General features: G+C 56.2%; 15 protein-coding genes. 4 read left to right on the top strand and 11 right to left on the bottom strand.

Going from position 1 to position 16,325, the window contains the following annotated elements:
• Nucleotides 1-110 precede the first annotated feature (110 nt).
• The gene (locus tag J2I47_RS18095) at nucleotides 111-782 is read left to right on the top strand and encodes a DUF8737 domain-containing protein (protein WP_207365998.1); all 672 of its coding nucleotides are present in this window, start codon (nucleotides 111-113) and stop codon (nucleotides 780-782) included.
• Nucleotides 783-864: 82 nt separating this feature from the next.
• Here J2I47_RS18095 and J2I47_RS18100 read toward each other — a convergent pair whose 3' ends face one another.
• The 3 genes from J2I47_RS18100 to J2I47_RS18110 form a co-directional block, all read right to left on the bottom strand.
• Complete coding sequence (locus J2I47_RS18100; protein ID WP_207365999.1) at nucleotides 865-1,248, bottom strand: DUF4260 domain-containing protein; 384 nt, start codon at nucleotides 1,246-1,248, stop codon at nucleotides 865-867.
• 79 nt (nucleotides 1,249-1,327) lie between these two features.
• Nucleotides 1,328-1,909: a Crp/Fnr family transcriptional regulator gene (locus tag J2I47_RS18105; RefSeq protein ID WP_207366000.1), complete on the bottom strand. Its 582-nt coding sequence runs from the start codon at nucleotides 1,907-1,909 to the stop codon at nucleotides 1,328-1,330.
• Between the two features lie 2 nt (nucleotides 1,910-1,911).
• A complete protein-coding gene (locus tag J2I47_RS18110) occupies nucleotides 1,912-2,379 on the bottom strand; it encodes a RidA family protein (protein ID WP_207366001.1) in 468 nt (155 codons plus the stop codon).
• A gap of 74 nt (nucleotides 2,380-2,453) precedes the next feature.
• Between J2I47_RS18110 and J2I47_RS18115 the strand changes: the two genes are divergently transcribed.
• Both J2I47_RS18115 and J2I47_RS18120 read left to right on the top strand, forming a co-directional pair.
• Nucleotides 2,454-3,506 carry a methyltransferase gene (locus J2I47_RS18115; protein WP_207366002.1) on the top strand — a complete coding sequence of 351 codons (1,053 nt, stop codon included), beginning with the start codon at nucleotides 2,454-2,456 and terminating at the stop codon, nucleotides 3,504-3,506.
• A gap of 136 nt (nucleotides 3,507-3,642) precedes the next feature.
• On the top strand, nucleotides 3,643-4,041 hold the full coding sequence (locus J2I47_RS18120; RefSeq protein WP_207366003.1) for a protease inhibitor I42 family protein: 399 nt from the start codon (nucleotides 3,643-3,645) through the stop codon (nucleotides 4,039-4,041).
• A gap of 40 nt (nucleotides 4,042-4,081) precedes the next feature.
• Here J2I47_RS18120 and J2I47_RS18125 read toward each other — a convergent pair whose 3' ends face one another.
• The 8 genes from J2I47_RS18125 to J2I47_RS18160 form a co-directional block, all read right to left on the bottom strand.
• Nucleotides 4,082-5,140, bottom strand: coding sequence for an alpha-hydroxy acid oxidase (locus tag J2I47_RS18125; RefSeq protein WP_207366004.1), 1,059 nt, complete (start codon nucleotides 5,138-5,140; stop codon nucleotides 4,082-4,084).
• A gap of 13 nt (nucleotides 5,141-5,153) precedes the next feature.
• The gene (locus J2I47_RS18130) at nucleotides 5,154-6,659 is read right to left on the bottom strand and encodes a serine hydrolase domain-containing protein (protein ID WP_229374732.1); all 1,506 of its coding nucleotides are present in this window, start codon (nucleotides 6,657-6,659) and stop codon (nucleotides 5,154-5,156) included.
• 71 nt (nucleotides 6,660-6,730) lie between these two features.
• Nucleotides 6,731-8,023: a Zn-dependent hydrolase gene (locus tag J2I47_RS18135; RefSeq protein WP_207366005.1), complete on the bottom strand. Its 1,293-nt coding sequence runs from the start codon at nucleotides 8,021-8,023 to the stop codon at nucleotides 6,731-6,733.
• A 34-nt stretch (nucleotides 8,024-8,057) separates the two neighbouring features.
• Complete coding sequence (locus tag J2I47_RS18140; protein WP_207366006.1) at nucleotides 8,058-8,333, bottom strand: hypothetical protein; 276 nt, start codon at nucleotides 8,331-8,333, stop codon at nucleotides 8,058-8,060.
• A gap of 144 nt (nucleotides 8,334-8,477) precedes the next feature.
• Nucleotides 8,478-10,001, bottom strand: coding sequence for a malate:quinone oxidoreductase (locus J2I47_RS18145; protein WP_229374734.1), 1,524 nt, complete (start codon nucleotides 9,999-10,001; stop codon nucleotides 8,478-8,480).
• Between the two features lie 322 nt (nucleotides 10,002-10,323).
• Entirely contained in the window at nucleotides 10,324-11,316 is a 993-nt protein-coding gene (locus J2I47_RS18150) for a glycosyltransferase family 9 protein (protein WP_207366007.1), read from the bottom strand.
• A gap of 115 nt (nucleotides 11,317-11,431) precedes the next feature.
• Nucleotides 11,432-12,556 (bottom strand): DUF4249 domain-containing protein, encoded by a 1,125-nt coding sequence (locus tag J2I47_RS18155; RefSeq protein ID WP_207366008.1) that lies wholly within the window; start codon nucleotides 12,554-12,556, stop codon nucleotides 11,432-11,434.
• A gap of 37 nt (nucleotides 12,557-12,593) precedes the next feature.
• On the bottom strand, nucleotides 12,594-14,990 hold the full coding sequence (locus tag J2I47_RS18160) for a TonB-dependent receptor (protein ID WP_207366009.1): 2,397 nt from the start codon (nucleotides 14,988-14,990) through the stop codon (nucleotides 12,594-12,596).
• 241 nt (nucleotides 14,991-15,231) lie between these two features.
• Between J2I47_RS18160 and J2I47_RS18165 the strand changes: the two genes are divergently transcribed.
• Nucleotides 15,232-16,233, top strand: a complete 1,002-nt coding sequence (locus J2I47_RS18165) for a ScyD/ScyE family protein (protein WP_207366010.1) — start codon at nucleotides 15,232-15,234, stop codon at nucleotides 16,231-16,233.
• Nucleotides 16,234-16,325 lie beyond the last annotated feature (92 nt).

Consider the following 16,325-nt stretch of genomic DNA (forward strand, 5'->3'; position numbering starts at 1 on the left):
GAGTGTACCAGAATTTACTGGAAGGTATAAGCTGTTTCGGTACGGTAATTACTATGCCTGTAGGACGAAGCCGGGGCTGTATCTTACCAGCCACTTAACCACCTTTCCCCATGCTCTATCAACTACCTCCCTACGTCAGTGTTGTGTTTGGGCTGACTACGTTGCTTTCTATCTGGCTTTTCTGGCGGGCGGCGCAGAGGTCAGGAACGGTACTGGCCGTGCTATTGGGCTGGTTGTTGCTCCAGGGAGCAGTGGGTCTATCGGGGTTTTATCTGAAAACAGACAGCCTGCCGCCACGCTTCCCCGCCCTGGTCATTCCACCGCTGTTGCTACTGATTGGTCTGTTGCTCACAAAAGCCGGGCGCGCCTTTATTGATTCGCTCAGCATCAGTTGGTTAACCCTGCTACACGTAGTCCGGATACCCGTAGAAGTGGTGCTATTCTGGCTCTTCGTGGGCAAAACCATTCCTGAATTGATGACCTTCGAGGGGCGAAATTTCGATATCCTGTCGGGCCTGACGGCACCGGTGATCTACTACGTCGGCTTCATACGGAAATCTCTGCCGAAGTCTGTTTTGCTGGTCTGGAACCTGCTCTGCCTGGGCCTGCTTATCAACATTGTATCCACGGCGGCTTTGTCCGTACCATCGCCTCTGCAGCAGTTGGCATTCGATCAGCCTAATATCGCCATTCTCTATTTCCCGTTTGTCTGGTTACCATCTGTTGTGGTGCCCATCGTGTTGCTGGCGCATGTGTCGGCCATCCGAAAGCTGATTAACTAGGCATACAATCAACTGAAAAGCCACCAGGCAACATCGGTCAGTTCGTTTTGTTGAAAACGCTGCCTGCCGTGTGCTCAAGCATTTAAACGACGGTCAACTCCTGCGTTGGCTTCTGCCGGGCACCTACCTTTCCCAGGTGCGTAAACGTGAACCCTTTGGTGTACTTCAGTCCGTAGCCAAGCATCCGGTCCATCGACGAGTGACCGAACAACACGATGCCCGCCAGGAGCCAGTAGTTGCTGGCTAAAAACAGCCCCACCACACCCACAACGATGGCCAGGGCCTTATGATGAATCAGGTTATACGTGACAGCGCCGATGTTGGCGTTGACAACATAACCGACCATACTTAAGTCGGGCAACAGGAGCAGAGCGGGGTAAACCCACCAGGCGAAAGGCAGTTTGGCAAACAGGATAATCGAGCCTACAAACTGGGCGGCTTCTTCAACTTTGATGAGCGTTTTCATACAGATCACTGCTTTGTTTTGATAACGCCACAAACCTATAGACGCGCTCAGGCTCAACTTCTTAACAAAAGATAATAAATCAGGAGGGGTGAATACGGCGGCGAATACGACTCAGCGAAACGGGCGTTACGCCCAGGTAGGAAGCTATATACTGCTGGGGAATGCGTTCCATAATCTTGCGTTTCGCCGGGGTACCGATAAACTTCAGGTACCGTTCTTCGGGGCTTAGTGTCAGCAATTCAGCCAGGCGAATATCTAAACCCATAAACAGGTACTCCGCCAGTTTGCGTCCGAAGAGTTGATAAGCCGGAAACTGCTGATACAGAGCCGTTAATACCTCATACCTAAAGCAAATGAGTTTGCAGTCTTCTAGGGCCTGAATGGACAAGGTACTGGGCTGGTTTGTCAGGCACCCTAAGTAGTCGCCAACCAGGTTGTTCTCGAAAAAAAAGTAGGTTGTCTTTTCGTTGCCATCTCTCTCGTAAAAAAGCCGACACGAGCCGCTCAGCAGAAAATTAATCTCGGTGGCGGTCTGCCCTTGCTGAATCAGAAAGCCCTTTTTCGGCATAGTCTTACTGGTCAGGTGCTTTTCCAGAGCCTGCCATTCAGGATCGGTTAAATCGACAAAGCGCGTTAGAAATTGACGGAATTGGTCCACCATGCCTAGCTTTCCAGTTCGAACATGGCTTCGATTTCCACCGAAATGTTGCCGGGTAAGGACCCCATCCCCACGGCAGACCGCACGCCGATGCCGTTTTCGGTACCCCAGATTTGGGCGAAGAGGTCGCTACAGCCGTTGATGACTTTGGGGTGTTCGCCAAACTCCGGCACGGCGTTGACCATGCCCAGGATTTTTACCACGCGTTTCACCCGGTTCAGGCTACCGAGCGCGGCGGTGAGCGTAGCCAGAATGGCGAGGCCCGTTTGTTTGGCGGCGGCATTGCCAAACGCCATGTCTACCTCGCTGCCCACGCGGCCCGTCATCAGGCTGTCGTCGGGCAGGTAGGGGCCGTGGCCCGACACGTAGATGAAGTTGCCCACGATAAGGCAGGGTTTATAAACGCCCTTGGGCGTAGGGGCGGGGGGCAACTGAAGATTCAGCGCGGCGAAATTGTCGTCGGGAGTAGTCATGTTGCAAGATAGGATACAGACCGAATGAGCGCGATAGCAGGCACGTGTATCTTTGGCAACTTGTCTGCTTGTCTATGTCTATCCTCCACCAACCCGATCCCGCGCCCATTACCCGGCAACTGCGGGCTATGTTTGGGTCACGCCTGCTGCTGGCGGCCGTGCACCACCTGAACGTATTTGACCTGCTGAGTGCCGGGCCGCTCTCGTTGACCGACCTCAGCCAGCAGCTCCGCCTGGCCGAACGGCCGGCGATGGTGCTTTTTCCGGCACTTTGTGCCATGCAACTGCTCCGCTACGACAAACAAAATCGGCTGACCATCAGCGAGTTGGGTCATTATCTGGTTCAGGATCAGACACCAAACCTGACGGGCTACACCGGCCTGGAAAAAGACGACCCAGGTGTGGTTGACATGGTCCAGCGACTGCTACACGACGGACCGCTGGAGTCGCCGCAGGGTATCTCCTTCGTGAAAGAAGGCGATGGCCCTTCGCCAATGGACGATCCTGAATCGGCCCGAATGTTTACCCTGGGTCTGGCCGGACGCGCCCGGTTATTGGCGCCTATTGTTGCTGCCAACCTGCCAAAGCACAATGGCCACCTGCTCGACGTGGCCGGCGGTACAGGCTATTATACGTACGAATGGCTGCTCGTAAACCCCGCTGCCACGGCCACCCTGCTGGACCGCCCCGCCGTGCTGACCGTTGCCGCCGAACTGCTCGACGGGTTTGCCCGTAGTGGCCGGCCGGGGGCTGATACGGTACCGAACCGGGTGACATTGCTGCCCGGTGATATGCTGACTGACGACCTGCCCCAAACGGACCTGCTATTGGCGGGTAGTCTGTTTCACGACTGGCCTACGGCTACCTGTCGGCAACTGGCCCGTCGCTTTGCTGCTGCCCTGCGTCCCAGTGGCGAAATCTGGGTGCATGACAGCTTCCTGAACGATACGCTGGATGGCCCACTGGCTACCACCGACTACTCGGCCCAGCTTTTCTGCGTCACCAAAGGCCGGTGCTACAGCCGCGCCGAACATCACCGCTGGTTTACCGACGCTGGGTTAACGCCCATGCAGGCTGCCATCCCGACCCAACTGGATTATGGGTTGATCCACGCCCGTAAACTGTAAACCTTGCTGAATGACAATGGCTGATGCATGTGTGGCTTCGCGCCGTAGCCACTATCAATCACTGGTATCTGTAGCACGCTTGTTAAACCGGTATGTTAACCAAAACCGTTGGTGCGCTATTCGGGTTAATGCTACTATGAACAACCAAATCGTTTACCCTCATTTTCGCCAACTATACACACTGATGCTGGCGAGCCTGGTTGCGCTGGCTGGTGCCTGCACAACCAGCCGTACAGGCACGGCCAATGGTCAGACGATGCGGTTAAGTGTGGGCGACATCAGGGAAGTGTCCATGACCACCCGCGCCGATACGACCTGGCAACTTACCGCCACTTCCGATAATCAGGAGGTCGTTGATGTGTCGCGCAAAACCACCGGTGCTGGGATGGTCTCAGGAGCAACAGGCTCAGCTGCTTTCCTGATCAAGGGCGTCACAGCGGGCACCGCTAAGGTGGTTTTTACCGAAAAACAGCCCGGAACTGACGGCAGCGGACGGGTGAAAAAAACCTATGTCGTCACCGTCACCAGCAAGTGATCGGTCAACTTACACCAAACATCTAAGACTGAGATAGACCTTATCGGTTTGATCGCCAGATCACCGACTCGTCGATATCGGCCAGCGTGGCCCGGCCCGTTAGAGCCATGGCAAGTTCCAGTTCGTCGCGCAGGATGTCCAGTACTTTTGTGACGCCCGCTGCCCCGCCATAGGCCAGCCCAAAGCAGATGGGCTTGCCCACAAGCACCGCACTGGCCCCCAGCGCGATAGCCTTCAGCACATCGGTACCCCGCCGGATGCCGCCATCCAGCAGTATCGGGATCCGCCCGGCCACCCGTTCGGTAATACGGGGCAGAGCGTCTATCGTGGCGGGCACGGTGTCGAGGTTGCGGCCACTGTGGTTGGAAACAATAATGCCCGCCACCCCCGCCTGAACGGCCAGTTCGGCATCGTCGGGGTTCAGGATGCCTTTAAGCAAAATGGGTACGTTGGCAACCGATTTAAGCCACGCAACGTCATGCCAGGTTAGTGATGTCGACGGGGCCATGGCGTTGGGCATAAGCGGGGTCGTGATCCCGTCGGGCAAGGCGAAACCAACCCGCTGCTGCCGGTTGCGGGCGCCCAGTACGGGGGTATCCACAGTAACGCACAGGGCACGGCACCCCTGTGCTTCAGCGTGTTGGATCAGGTCTCTGGTATAGGCCCGGTCGTTGCTCATATACAATTGAAACCAGAGGGGCCCGCTGGCTACGCGGGCAATATCGTCGAGTGGCGTGGTTGTAAACGAGCTGATTACGTATGTGGCCGAGGCCGCCCCGGCTCCCCGCGCCGTGGCCAGTTCGCCGTCGGGGTGCATGATTTTGTGGAAAGCCGTTGGGGCAATGAGGATGGGATAGGGGAGTTCCTGCCCAAACAGCGAGAGGCGGGTGTCTAACTGACTCACATCGACCAGCACCCTGGGATTGAGCCTGATGGCATCAAACGCCTGCCTGTTCCAGCGCACCGTAAACTCGTCGGCCGCACCGCTCGCCACATATTCATAAGCCATGGTGGTCATACGCGCTGCCGCCAGTGGCTCCAGATCGAACAGGTTGACAAGGGTCGACAGATCGGGCGGGGCCTGCTGGTGGGAGTTCATGGCGCAAAAGAGGCTACGGTTTTGTCGTCTTCGGTACGGCCTCCATCAACAGGGAATAGGCACGGTTCAGCGCTTTGGCACCGGCCTGTGCGCCCTTATAATGCCCCAGCCGGACGATGACCAGGTCGTGCGAGGGGATGATGGTAACAGACTGGCCGCCGGCACCCTGCATCATGTAGGCTTCTTTCGGAATGGGCAGGGCACCATCGCCGTTAATCCAGAACAGTCCACCGTAGATCGGTCGTCCGTCGGCTACCCAGGGTTCGGCGAGGGTGCTCACGAAGGTGGTAAAGCCCTGGGGCAACAGGCGTTCGCCGTTCCAGACGCCATCCTGTAGGTACAGGTTACCCAGCCGTGCCCAGTCCCGACCCGACGCAAACTCGTAGCCCTGGGTCAGAAAATTACCCGATGGGTCTGTCTCCATAATCATCGTGCGCACCCCGATTTTGTCGAACAGCGCCCGTTGCGGAAACGTATGGTACACCTCACCCAGCTTGTCAATGCCCAGCCGATTGAGGTAGTTGATGAGCACGGGGTCTGAGTTGCGGTAGCGGCCAACGGTATTTGGTGGGCGCTGCTGTGGCAGGCTGGCGGCGTAGGTAAACGAGTTGCCCGCGTCAGTGTAGAGGTAGAGGTGGTCGGGGTATCCCTGGGTGGGGTCGAAGTCGGGGTCCTGCGGGGCGCGGCAGTACAACCCGCTGGCCATGTGCATAATGTCCATGATCCGAATGCTGGCCCGTGGGTCGTTTTTGCCCTGCCACTCCGGAATCGGCGCGGGCTGGTCGAGTTTGTAGACGCCCCGCTTCATGAGGATGCCCAGGATGGTGGCCGACAGGCTTTTGCCCATCGACCAGCTTTCGAGCGGGGTGTCTTTGGTGATGTTTTCGCCGTAGCGTTCGGCAATAATCCGGCCTTTGTAGGTGACCACAAAGGCTGCGGTCTGCGCCTCGGCAGGGTCGAATGCGGCACCGACCGCCTGGTTTACTTTAGCCATGTCTACCCCGGCGGGCGGGGGCGTAGTGGGCAGCACGTCGCCCATGGGCCAGGGCGTGGTGGCGGCATCGGGCAGGTGGCGGAATACGGGTATCGGTTTGTAATTCAACGTGTTATGTCCTTCGGGTAGGGTAACGCAGCCCTGGTCGCCCACGTAGATGGCCGTGCGGGTAACGCCGTTGGGTAGGGTAATAGACACCGTCTTCTTGTCGTAGTCGATTACGGGTTTGCCTACCTTGGCCCGCTCGGCATAGGGACTGGTAAAGTACCCGACGTTCTCGGCGGCAAAGTCCGGTTTCAGCCCCGTGATGAATACCGCCGAGCACATGATCTTGGCATAGCCCGACGTGTGGTGCGAGAGCGCATCGCCAGGTGGGGCCTTGTACGGGTTCTTCAGGTCGAATTGAGTAGCGCGGGCAATGAGTCGGCTGCGGGCATCCTGCGCCTGGGCGTTGGGCGTTGTTAGCAGGAGTAGCGAAGCAAACGCTAAGCTGGCTAATGATTTCATGGTGAACGGGTAGCTCATGCGTGCTGCGTAGTTGATTGGTAGGTCAATAATAAACCCGCGACTATCTTTCGGCAAACCCGAAGTCGTGATTACTCTGCATCGATAGCCAGCAGCGTGTGTAGCAGCACATTGGCGCCATTGCCGATGTCAACGCCTTTCGAAAATTCTTTGGGAGAATGACTGATGCCCCCCACGCTGGGAATGAAAATCATGCCCACGGGTGCGATCTGCGCCATTTCCTGCGCATCATGCCCCGCCCCGCTCTGCATGTAGCGGTACGAAAGTCCCATCGCTTTGGCTGCCCTGATGATTTTGTCCTGAATCGGTTTGGCCGTGAGGGCGGGTGTTACTCCTATAGACGACTGCACGAAGGTGATGTTCGTTTCAGACGTTTTGGCAATTTCCCGGGCTTTTGCTTCTACTTCGTGAAACAGCATCCAGATTTTGTCATGCGACAAGTCCCGGATTTCGACGCCCAGCACCACCTTACCCGGAATGACGTTATACGCCCCCGGCTCAGCCGCAATTTTGCCGATGGTACCCACCTGCCGACCTTCATGGCTGGTAATCACCTCATTGAGCGCCACAATCAGTTTAGCCGCTGCCAGCAGGGCATCGCGGCGGGCGTTCATGGGTGTGGTGCCCGCATGGTTGGCGGCACCGTCAATGGTGGCATCCCAGTGTTCAATCCCAACAATGCCCTCGACCACGCCAATCTGCAGATTTTCGGTCATCAGAATGCCGCCCTGCTCAATGTGCAGTTCAATGAAAGCGGCCACGTCGCCCTTCTTGCGCACCACCCTGCTCAGGCTGTCCGGGTTGCCGCCAATGGCCCGGATGCCGTCGGCAATCGTCAGGCCACTTTGGGTAACCGATTTCAAGGCGGCAGGGGTGATTTTGCCAATGAGCGCACCACTACCAACGGTACCGCCTTCTTCGTTGGCAAAAATGATCAGCTCTAACGGGTGTTTGGTAACGAGCTTATTTTCATTGAGGGTCTCTATGAGTTCAAGCCCGCTGATGGAGCCGAGCGGGCCATCATAGTTGCCACCGTTAGGTACAGAATCGATATGCGAACCAAAAGCGATGGGTTTCAGCGCCGGATTCTGGCCGTTTCGTCGGCCAATAATATTGCCCGCAAAGTCGATGGTAACGTTGAGTCCGGCTTTTTTCATCAGCCCGATTATGTAGGCCCGGCCCTCCTGATCGGCTTTGCTGTAGGCCACCCGCCCTATGCCTCCGTTGGGTAGTTCGCCAAATTTCGACAGTTCCAGCAGCCGGGTCTGAATTCGTTGCCGGTTGATGCTCAGGTTGTTCGGTTGTGCCTGGGCAGTCGCTACCAGCAAGGCCAGTAACAGATACGTAATGAGTGTGTTTTTCATAAACTATTGAAATGAGCTAGTGCGACTGTTGCCGTTACTCATCTTTCGCAACGCTCCGGTAATATTGCTGCAATGTAGTTAGTTGAGAATAACCGCCAAGAGGCACCTTTTTGGCCGATACATCTATTTCTTTCCACGGCAACGTCGTGGTTGGTTTAAGACCAAATAGCGTCTGATAGAGGTAATTTACCTGAACAGGTAGTATTCTGTTTGGCAGGCTGCTATCAAATTCGCCGACATACCCAATAATTGACGAAAGTGGCACTTTCCAGTTTATATTCTTAGCCGTCAATCTGACAAACTGATCCAATTTATGGACCAATAGTGGCTGTTGCAGATAAGTGTATAGTTATCAGCCGGTTACCTCATTTGTTCCATTGGTTTGCTGGTTAATTTGCAAAAAAAGCCCCGTCGGCATAACCGACGGGGCTTTTCAAAAACAGGCGGTAGTTTATCAGGCCGTGTACTCGTACTGATTCAGCCCCAGCACCTGGCTGGTATGCTCACGCATTTGCTGCGTCAGTGCGGCATCTTTCGCCAGCGACTGCCCGAAGCTGGGAATCATGACGCGGAATTTGGCCTGCCAGTCAGCTGACTGCATCTGCTCCGGGAAGCATTTGTTGAGCAGGTCGATCATGATGGAAACGGCGGTAGAAGCGCCCGGCGAAGCACCCAGCAGGGCCGCAATGCTACCATCGGCAGCGCTGACCACTTCGGTGCCAAATTCGAGCACACCACCTTCTTCGTCATCTTTCTTGATCACCTGCACCCGCTGCCCGGCAATCTCCAGTTCCCAGTCGTTGAGCTGGGCTTCAGGGAAGTACTCGCGCAGGGCCGCCAGCTTATCTTCCGGCGACTGCATCACTTGCTGAATGAGGTATTTGGTTAGGGCCAGGTTATGCATTCCGGCCATGAGCATAGGCGCCAGGTTGCTCATCTGGATCGACTTGGGCAGATCGGAATACGAGCCGTTTTTGAGGAACTTCGTCGAAAAACCGGCGTAGGGGCCAAACAGCAGTTCGCGCCTGCCGTCGATCATGCGGGTGTCGAGGTGGGGTACCGACATGGGTGGTGCCCCCACCGAGGCTTTGCCGTATACCTTGGCCTGATGCCGTTCGATGATGTCGCGGTTGGTGCAGCGCAGCCACTGCCCGCTCACGGGGAATCCGCCATAGCCCCGGCTTTCGGGAATGGCCGATTTCTCCAGCAGCCGCAACGACCCACCCCCTGCGCCGATGAACACAAACTTGGCGTGCACGTCATAGACGCTGTTGGTGGTCACGTTTTCGACTTGAATTTTCCACCCGCCCAGCGTTTTCGACCGCCAGATTTCGTGCACGTCGTGGGCAAAGTGCATCGTCACGCCGGGCATCTCCTCCAGCCGCCGGAACATGGCACGGGTGAGTGCGCCGAAGTTGACGTCGGTGCCCAGGTCCATGCGGGTGGCCGCCACGGGCTGCGAAGGGTCGCGGCCATCCATTACCAGGGGAGTCCACTCGGCAATTTTGGCCGGGTCTTCCGTATACTGCATGCCCCGAAACAGGTGCGACTGTTGCAGCGCCTCGTAGCGTTTGCGGAGGTAGGTTACGTTGTCGTCGCCCCAGACAAAGCTCATGTGCGGAATGGGCCGGATGAAGTTGGGGGCGTCTTTCAGGAAGCCCTGCTCCACCAAATGCGCCCAAAACTGTTTCGACTGCTCGAACGATTCCGCGATTTTCACGGCTTTCGAGGTCTCGATTACCCCGTCCGATTCACGTTCGGGTGTGTAGTTGAGTTCGCAGAAGGCCGAGTGGCCGGTGCCGGCATTGTTCCAGGCATCGGAGCTTTCGGCAGCGGCCTGATCGAGCCGCTCAAATATCTGAATAGTAATATCAGGATTAAGCTCTTTGAGCATTACCCCCAGGGTAGCACTCATGATGCCCGCACCAATTAAAATGACGTCGGATGATTGAACCGGCGCGTCTTTGCGTTTTGCCATGCTAGTAATTTGGAAGGTCACAACCCCTCCTCCGTAAAGACCAAAAACAGAGGGTTGTTGTTCCCGGAATAGCCGTAAATCCCTCCATATAGACGGGCCTGGAATCATGCCAATATTGATTTGGATGATTTGGAGAGGCATTCGTGCGTGAGAGTGGCTGCGCTGGCTATTACAAGTCCAACTGGCTCAGTCGTAACTGGCTTATTCAGCCTGGAAAACAGGAGACTGGCACCCCGCCATGCTCGAAACCGCCATGAACATCGCCCGGAAATGGCGGAATAGATTTTGACTGAAGTGCTGAACGCTGAGTGCTTCGCTTAACTTACGCCTTTCGCCCGCGGAACGGCTGTTTCAACTCCTTGATTTCGAAATCAAACGAGAGGTCATTCATACACCGAAAATGACCACGGGGACATTTAGCGTAGCCTATTTTTGAGCAGGGGCGACAGCTTAAGTTGTTGTTCTCCAGGGCGATATAAGGCGTTTGGTAGGGGTACATGCCAAACAGAGGCGTCGTGTTGCCCCAGATCGAATACACCGGTTTGTGTAGCGCCGCCGCAATGTGCATCAGGCCCGTATCGTGGCTGAATACCACCCGTGCGCCCTGTATCAGTGATGCCGACTGGTTAAGGTTATACCGTCCGCAGGCATTGTAGATCATGGCCGAACCCACGGCGGCTTCAATGGCCGCACCTGCTGCCTGATCTTCCTTGCCACCCAGTAAGACAATGGGGTAATTGATCTTGGCGCACAACTCGATCATCCGCGCAACGGGCAGTTTTTTGGTGGCGTGCTGCCCGCCAATGGCGTAGGCCACGTAGCCCGACTGGTGGGTCTGTGGCAGCCAGTCAGGTTCAATCTGGTCTTTGTAGGGAATGACATAATCCAGCCCGTGTTCGTCGTTTTTTACGCCAAATGAGGCCACCGTAGCCAGGTAGCGGTCTACGATGTGAACGTTAGGCAAGGCGTTGATTTTCAGTTGCACCAGCAGCCATTTTTGCCAGTTCAGCTTATCGAACGCGTAGGCTTTCACCCCCAGTTGCAGCTTGATCAGCCGGGTACGGAGGTTGTTATGCAGGTCAATGATATAGTCGAACTGCTCAGCGCGAAGCTGCTGGACCAACTCACGCAGCGAGCCATCGAGGTAATGGCACCGGTCGATGTGCGGGTTGTTTTCGATCAGGGTGGCAAAGGCGCGTTTGGTGGCAAAATGCACGTCAGCACCAGGCACCTGCTGTTTCAGGCAACGCACTACCGGCGTGGTGAGCACAATGTCGCCGATAGACGAAAACCGCAGGATGAGAAACTTTGCCATGGGGCAAAACTACGCGAAGTAGCTGGATGCTGGACGTTGGCTACTGGATATTGGACGTCGAATGTTAGCCAAGGAATGTCCAGCATCCGATATCCAGCATCCAACGTCCAGTATCCTAAAAAGTCCACCAGCGGGGTTTAATGCGGGTTCGGTAGTCGCTTTCTACGCAGGCGGCGCAGGGTGGGGGCGGGGTGGCGGGGTCGGGTATGGGCAACACTTTGCTGTTGGGTGCTCCCTGCCCCCGCGTCCGATCTACGACATAGGGTAATTTTTGGGCCCCCGCCGCGCTGAAGAAGCCAAATACCTGTTCGTTGGGATCAGTCAGTGACCGCATATTACCCCGCACCGAGGCCGGGGCGGCGTCGAAAATGCCGCCGTTGTTGCTGGTCAGGTTGCCAATTGTTTTATAATAGATGTAGGCCGCTCTGGAGATGGCAAGCTGCTCTATTTCAACATAATAGCGTTCATACGTTTCAAACGGTGCCCGCAGAATAAACTGGCGGCTGATGGCATTGCCGTTGATGGCCTCGTCGGAGGTGGCATTGAGGCAGGCGGGACCAGTGCAGGTGCGCACATCCCAGCACTGCTGGCAACAATAGTAGCCGTACTCAAGGGTGTTGCCCCGCACCTGTACCGACCGGGTGTTGCAGAAAATGACGGGGTCGAAATTGGTCCACTTCCAGCGGTAGTAGTCGCCGGGGGAGGCGGGGTCTTTGGTGTCGAGGTAAATATTGAAGCCTTTGTCGAAGGTCAGCGTACCGGGAATGGGCTTTTGGGTGTATTCGTCATAGACTTTAAGCACAGGTGGCGCCGGCTTGATCGTCTCAACCCCCGACTCGTATTTCCGGCCGTCGGCCAGCGTGATGTTGAGCTTATATTTCTGCCCCGTTACACCCGAAAAAGAGGCTGGCGTACGGTAAAGTCCGGGGCTCACCTCCAGAAAATCCTGCCGTTTGCCGGTGCTGTCGGTCACGTAAACGGTGGCTTTGTCGGCCCTGAAATTCACCGAGGCGTTGGTATAGTCGGCGGTATACGTGAGGCTTACCTGATGTGGGCCCAGTTGGTTAGTGATGTAGCCGTCGACAATGAGAATCTTGGTCGCCAGCGATTTTGTTTCGGGCTGATAGGGCGTTACGCAGGCAAGCAGGGCAACGTAAAGAAACAGCGGTACCAGAAACCGACGCAGAATAAGTCGGCTGGTTGGCAGGTATCGAAAGAAAACGGTATATGAATGAAGCATGAGTGTCGGAAGAAAATAAAGCGGGTGGTGCTGAACACTAAAACCGCACGTTGTAGGTCAGCGACGGGAAAGCCGTGCCGAAAATGGATAGCTTGAACGCGTCTTCGAACTGACGCGGATCGTAGCGGTAGAAGACCGAGTAGGCATTCTTGTGAGCGTAGACGTTGTAAATCGCGAAGTTCCAGCTCTGTTGCACCTTCCGTTTTTTGGCAGGGTCCTGCTCAAACAGCATTGAGAAATCGAGGCGGTGGTAGTCGGGAATGCGCTCCTGATTACGGTTTACGTAGATCGGCACAATCACGTTGTTGATGCGGGCGCGGCCATAAGGCTGGGTAATGGGCCGCCCGGTGCTGTAGGTGAAATTGAACGACAGGCTAAACCGCAGGCTGGGGCGGTAGGTGGCCGTGGCGTTGAGCGTATGCGGCTTGTCGAAGTTGGCGGGGTAGGCCCGTCCGTTGTTCACCTGCTCATCGGGGAAGCGGCTGTTCATGGTCAGAAACGTGCGGGCAAACGTGTAGCTCACCCAGCCCGTCCAGGCGCCTTTGTTCTTGCGCACCAGCATTTCCAGTCCATAGGCCTGCCCTGAACCCTGCAACAGGTCTGTTTCAGGGGCGGGGTTGCGTTGCAGATTGGCCCCGTCGCGGTAGTCAATGGCGTTGGTCAGCGTTTTGTAGTACACCTCCGCCGAGGCCTCATACTCGTTTTGCTTGCCGTTCATGAAGTACCCCACCGACAGCTGATCGGCAATTTGGGGCTTGATGTTGGGGTTGCTTAGCAGCCAGCGCGACGTAGGCAGGGCCGCTGTTGTGTTTGATACTAAGTGGATATACTGCCGCAGCCGGTTATACCCAATCTTGATCGACCGTCCTTCGCTCAGGTTCATGCGCAGGGCCAGCCGGGGTTCCAGGCCACCGTAGGTATGGTAGATCGTTCCGGCGGTGTAGGGCGTGAGCGAAATGGCCGTGCCAGGCAGCCGGGGTAGTTCGCTGCTGTAGGTGCGTAGGGTGGTGGGGCCGTCATTGAGAAACAGCGAGTAGCGCAGCCCGGCCAGCAGGGCCGTAGACTCCGACACTTTCCACTCGTCCTGCACGTAGGCGGCCAGTTCATAGGCCCGTTCGGTAGGCAGCGTATAGGGTAGTGCGTTGGAATAACGACCGGGCGTAAGGGTATTGGGTTGCACGAAGTAATCGATGGCGCTCAGCCCTACCTGCGCCGCGTGCCGGTCGTTGACGGTGATGGTCAGGTCGCTTTTGACCTGTTTGTGATGTACCTCGGCTACCAGGCTGAACTGATTGGCTGAGTCGGGTGCCGAAATTTCGCTGCGGTACTGACTCCAGATGGCCGACGTGTTCAGGTTCATCCGGGGGTTGACAAAGTAATTCCAGCGCAAGGTACCCGCCACGCTCTGGTAATCGAACTGGGTAGACGAGGCGTTCAATTCCACGCCCGACAGTGAGTCGGCAGGGAGGCGGAACACGTCGCGGCCAAAATAACCGGTGCCGGTAAGCGTATGTTTTTCAGACGGTTGCCACTTCAGCTTGGTGGTCAGGTCGTAGAAATTAGCGCGGGTGCCGTTGAGGCTGGCCGGCCCCAGCTTAAACAAAAAATCATTGACCGACACCCGCGTGGCCGCCAGCATGGTCAGTTTTTTCTTAACAATCGGCCCTTCCACCCCCGCCCGGCTCGACACAATACCGATGCCCCCGTAGGCTGACCACTTTTCGGTCTCCGGCTCCTTTACTTTGATGTCCAGCACCGACGAGGCCCGCCCGCCGAAGGCCGGCGCAATACCGCCCCGGTGCAGGGTCACGTCGCGCACCACGTCGGGGTTGAAGACCGAGAAAAAACCCAGCAGGTGGCTGGTGTTGAACAGCGGCGCATCGTCGAGCAGCACCAGGTTCTGGTCAATGGAGCCGCCCCGTACGTTGAAACCCGTGGCCCCTTCGCCCACCGTCGATACGCCGGGCAGCAGCAGCAGGCTCCGCACCACGTCTACCTCGCCCATGAACGCCGGCATGCGCCGTATATTCTTGATGTTCAGCTGCGTAACGCCCAGTTCTACTTTGCGTACGTTCTTGTCGGGGGCTTCGGTCTGCACCACCACCTCGTCCAGATACTGCGTGTCTTCCACCAGATCAATGTTGATCAACGTGAGCTTATTCACGTTGACGGTCATGGTCTGAGAAATGAAGCCCACGTGCGAAATGCGGACGGGATAGCTGCCTTCTTCGATGGGAATGACAAAGAAGCCGTCTTTGCCCGTGGTGGTGCCAACACGTGTACTTTGGATGAAAATCGTAGCCCCCGCTATGGGAGTCCGGCTACCGGCCTGTCGGATATATCCGGTGAGTGATTGTACTACTTTTTTAGACTGACCCCGTAAATGGCCAGCCGCCAGACAGAGCAAAACGCATACGTAAAGGTATCGAATCATGAAAGGTGGTTCAGGCAGGTGTATCAAACAGCAAGGTAAATTTCTTTTTCCGTTTTGCCGACACAAAACTGTGCAGGATATTGACATCCACCTATTTGCCACCCTGGCGCGCTTGATACAGATGCGTGCCGTATTATCAATTTAATTGATGAACTAACGGGCTATTGCGCTTTTTCGCCCAGCTTTTCGTCGAAGAGTCGGCTGACTGATTCTGTTACCTACTACTTAACTTTACTCAACCATGCTGCGTATTTCCGTTTTCCTCGCCTACCTGCTGGTAGGCTTGTTTTTCACTAGCTGCGATCACGTTGACCGGCCGCTGCCTGCCCTCCAGGTAAGCACACTGACATCCGGCCTGGTGTTGCCCATCGGTGTAGAAACTGACCCCAGCGGACGGCTATGGGTGACCGAATCAGGCACCGGCAAAAACGACGCCCGGCTGATGATGATCACCCCCGCCGACGGTAAGGCTTATCCCATCGTTACCGGCTTTGCCTCGAAAACGATTGTGGGTGGCGAAATACAGGGGCTGGACCACCTGCTCTACGCCGACGGCATACTCTATGTGCTGGGCACGGGCTTTCTCTATAAGGTCGATATCCGAAACGTGCAGCCCGGCCAGGCTCCGGTAGATGCCTCTACGATACCCAGGGAAGACATTGCGTCGTTTGTGCTGGCCTACAATTTTACCAACAACGCCCACGACTCACACCCCTACAACATGACCATCGGCCCCGATGGGCTGTTGTACATCTCCGACGCCGGTGCCAACGCTATCCTGCGCCGGTTGAAAAACGGGATGTTAAACGTAGTGGCCGAAATCCCCGGCATTGCCAACCCCACACCCATAGGACCACCCCAAATTCAGAGCGTGCCCACCAGTATCTTGTACGACGGCCAGAAATACCTGGTCAGCACGTTGCTCGGCTTTCCCTTTCCGGCCGGCAGAGCCATCGTGTATCAGGTAGACCAGGGTGGCGGGGTATCGGTTTTTCAGCAGGGCTTTAACAGCCTCGTTGGCGTAAAACTCGACGCCAACAACAAGCCACTGGTGCTGGAATATGGCCTGTTCGGGCAGCAGGGCTGGGTACCCAATACGGGCCGTATCCTACGGGCAACGGGCACCACCAGCACCGTGCTGCTGGACAAACTAGACCGCCCCACCGACCTGAAGCGAGTCAATGCCAACACCTACTACCTCACCAGCCTCGGCGAAGGGTCAGTGAAGAAGGTTACGTTTTGAGTTTAATGTTCAATGTCTTTTGAGTTTAATGTTCAATGTCTAAGGTCTAAAGTTGCTTCGCGCACTACAATTAAAGCGCGAAGCAACTTTAG

The organism is Fibrella rubiginis (assembly GCF_017353185.1).
Lineage (GTDB): Bacteria > Bacteroidota > Bacteroidia > Cytophagales > Spirosomataceae > Fibrella > Fibrella rubiginis.

What these genes read in the sequence shown, in the direction of transcription:
- J2I47_RS18150 (WP_207366007.1), bottom strand. Translation starts at nt 11,316, where the DNA reads ATGGCAAAGTTTCTCATCCTGCGGTTTTCGTCTATCGGCGACATTGTG.
- J2I47_RS18135 (WP_207366005.1), bottom strand. Translation starts at nt 8,023, where the DNA reads ATGAAAAACACACTCATTACGTATCTGTTACTGGCCTTGCTGGTAGCG.
- J2I47_RS18115 (WP_207366002.1), top strand. Translation starts at nt 2,454, where the DNA reads ATGTCTATCCTCCACCAACCCGATCCCGCGCCCATTACCCGGCAACTG.
- J2I47_RS18105 (WP_207366000.1), bottom strand. Translation starts at nt 1,909, where the DNA reads ATGGTGGACCAATTCCGTCAATTTCTAACGCGCTTTGTCGATTTAACC.
- J2I47_RS18125 (WP_207366004.1), bottom strand. Translation starts at nt 5,140, where the DNA reads ATGAACTCCCACCAGCAGGCCCCGCCCGATCTGTCGACCCTTGTCAAC.
- J2I47_RS18120 (WP_207366003.1), top strand. Translation starts at nt 3,643, where the DNA reads ATGAACAACCAAATCGTTTACCCTCATTTTCGCCAACTATACACACTG.
- J2I47_RS18110 (WP_207366001.1), bottom strand. Translation starts at nt 2,379, where the DNA reads ATGACTACTCCCGACGACAATTTCGCCGCGCTGAATCTTCAGTTGCCC.
- J2I47_RS18095 (WP_207365998.1), top strand. Translation starts at nt 111, where the DNA reads ATGCTCTATCAACTACCTCCCTACGTCAGTGTTGTGTTTGGGCTGACT.
- J2I47_RS18160 (WP_207366009.1), bottom strand. Translation starts at nt 14,990, where the DNA reads ATGATTCGATACCTTTACGTATGCGTTTTGCTCTGTCTGGCGGCTGGC.
- J2I47_RS18155 (WP_207366008.1), bottom strand. Translation starts at nt 12,556, where the DNA reads ATGCTTCATTCATATACCGTTTTCTTTCGATACCTGCCAACCAGCCGA.
- J2I47_RS18100 (WP_207365999.1), bottom strand. Translation starts at nt 1,248, where the DNA reads ATGAAAACGCTCATCAAAGTTGAAGAAGCCGCCCAGTTTGTAGGCTCG.
- J2I47_RS18145 (WP_229374734.1), bottom strand. Translation starts at nt 10,001, where the DNA reads ATGGCAAAACGCAAAGACGCGCCGGTTCAATCATCCGACGTCATTTTA.
- J2I47_RS18130 (WP_229374732.1), bottom strand. Translation starts at nt 6,659, where the DNA reads ATGAGCTACCCGTTCACCATGAAATCATTAGCCAGCTTAGCGTTTGCT.
- J2I47_RS18165 (WP_207366010.1), top strand. Translation starts at nt 15,232, where the DNA reads ATGCTGCGTATTTCCGTTTTCCTCGCCTACCTGCTGGTAGGCTTGTTT.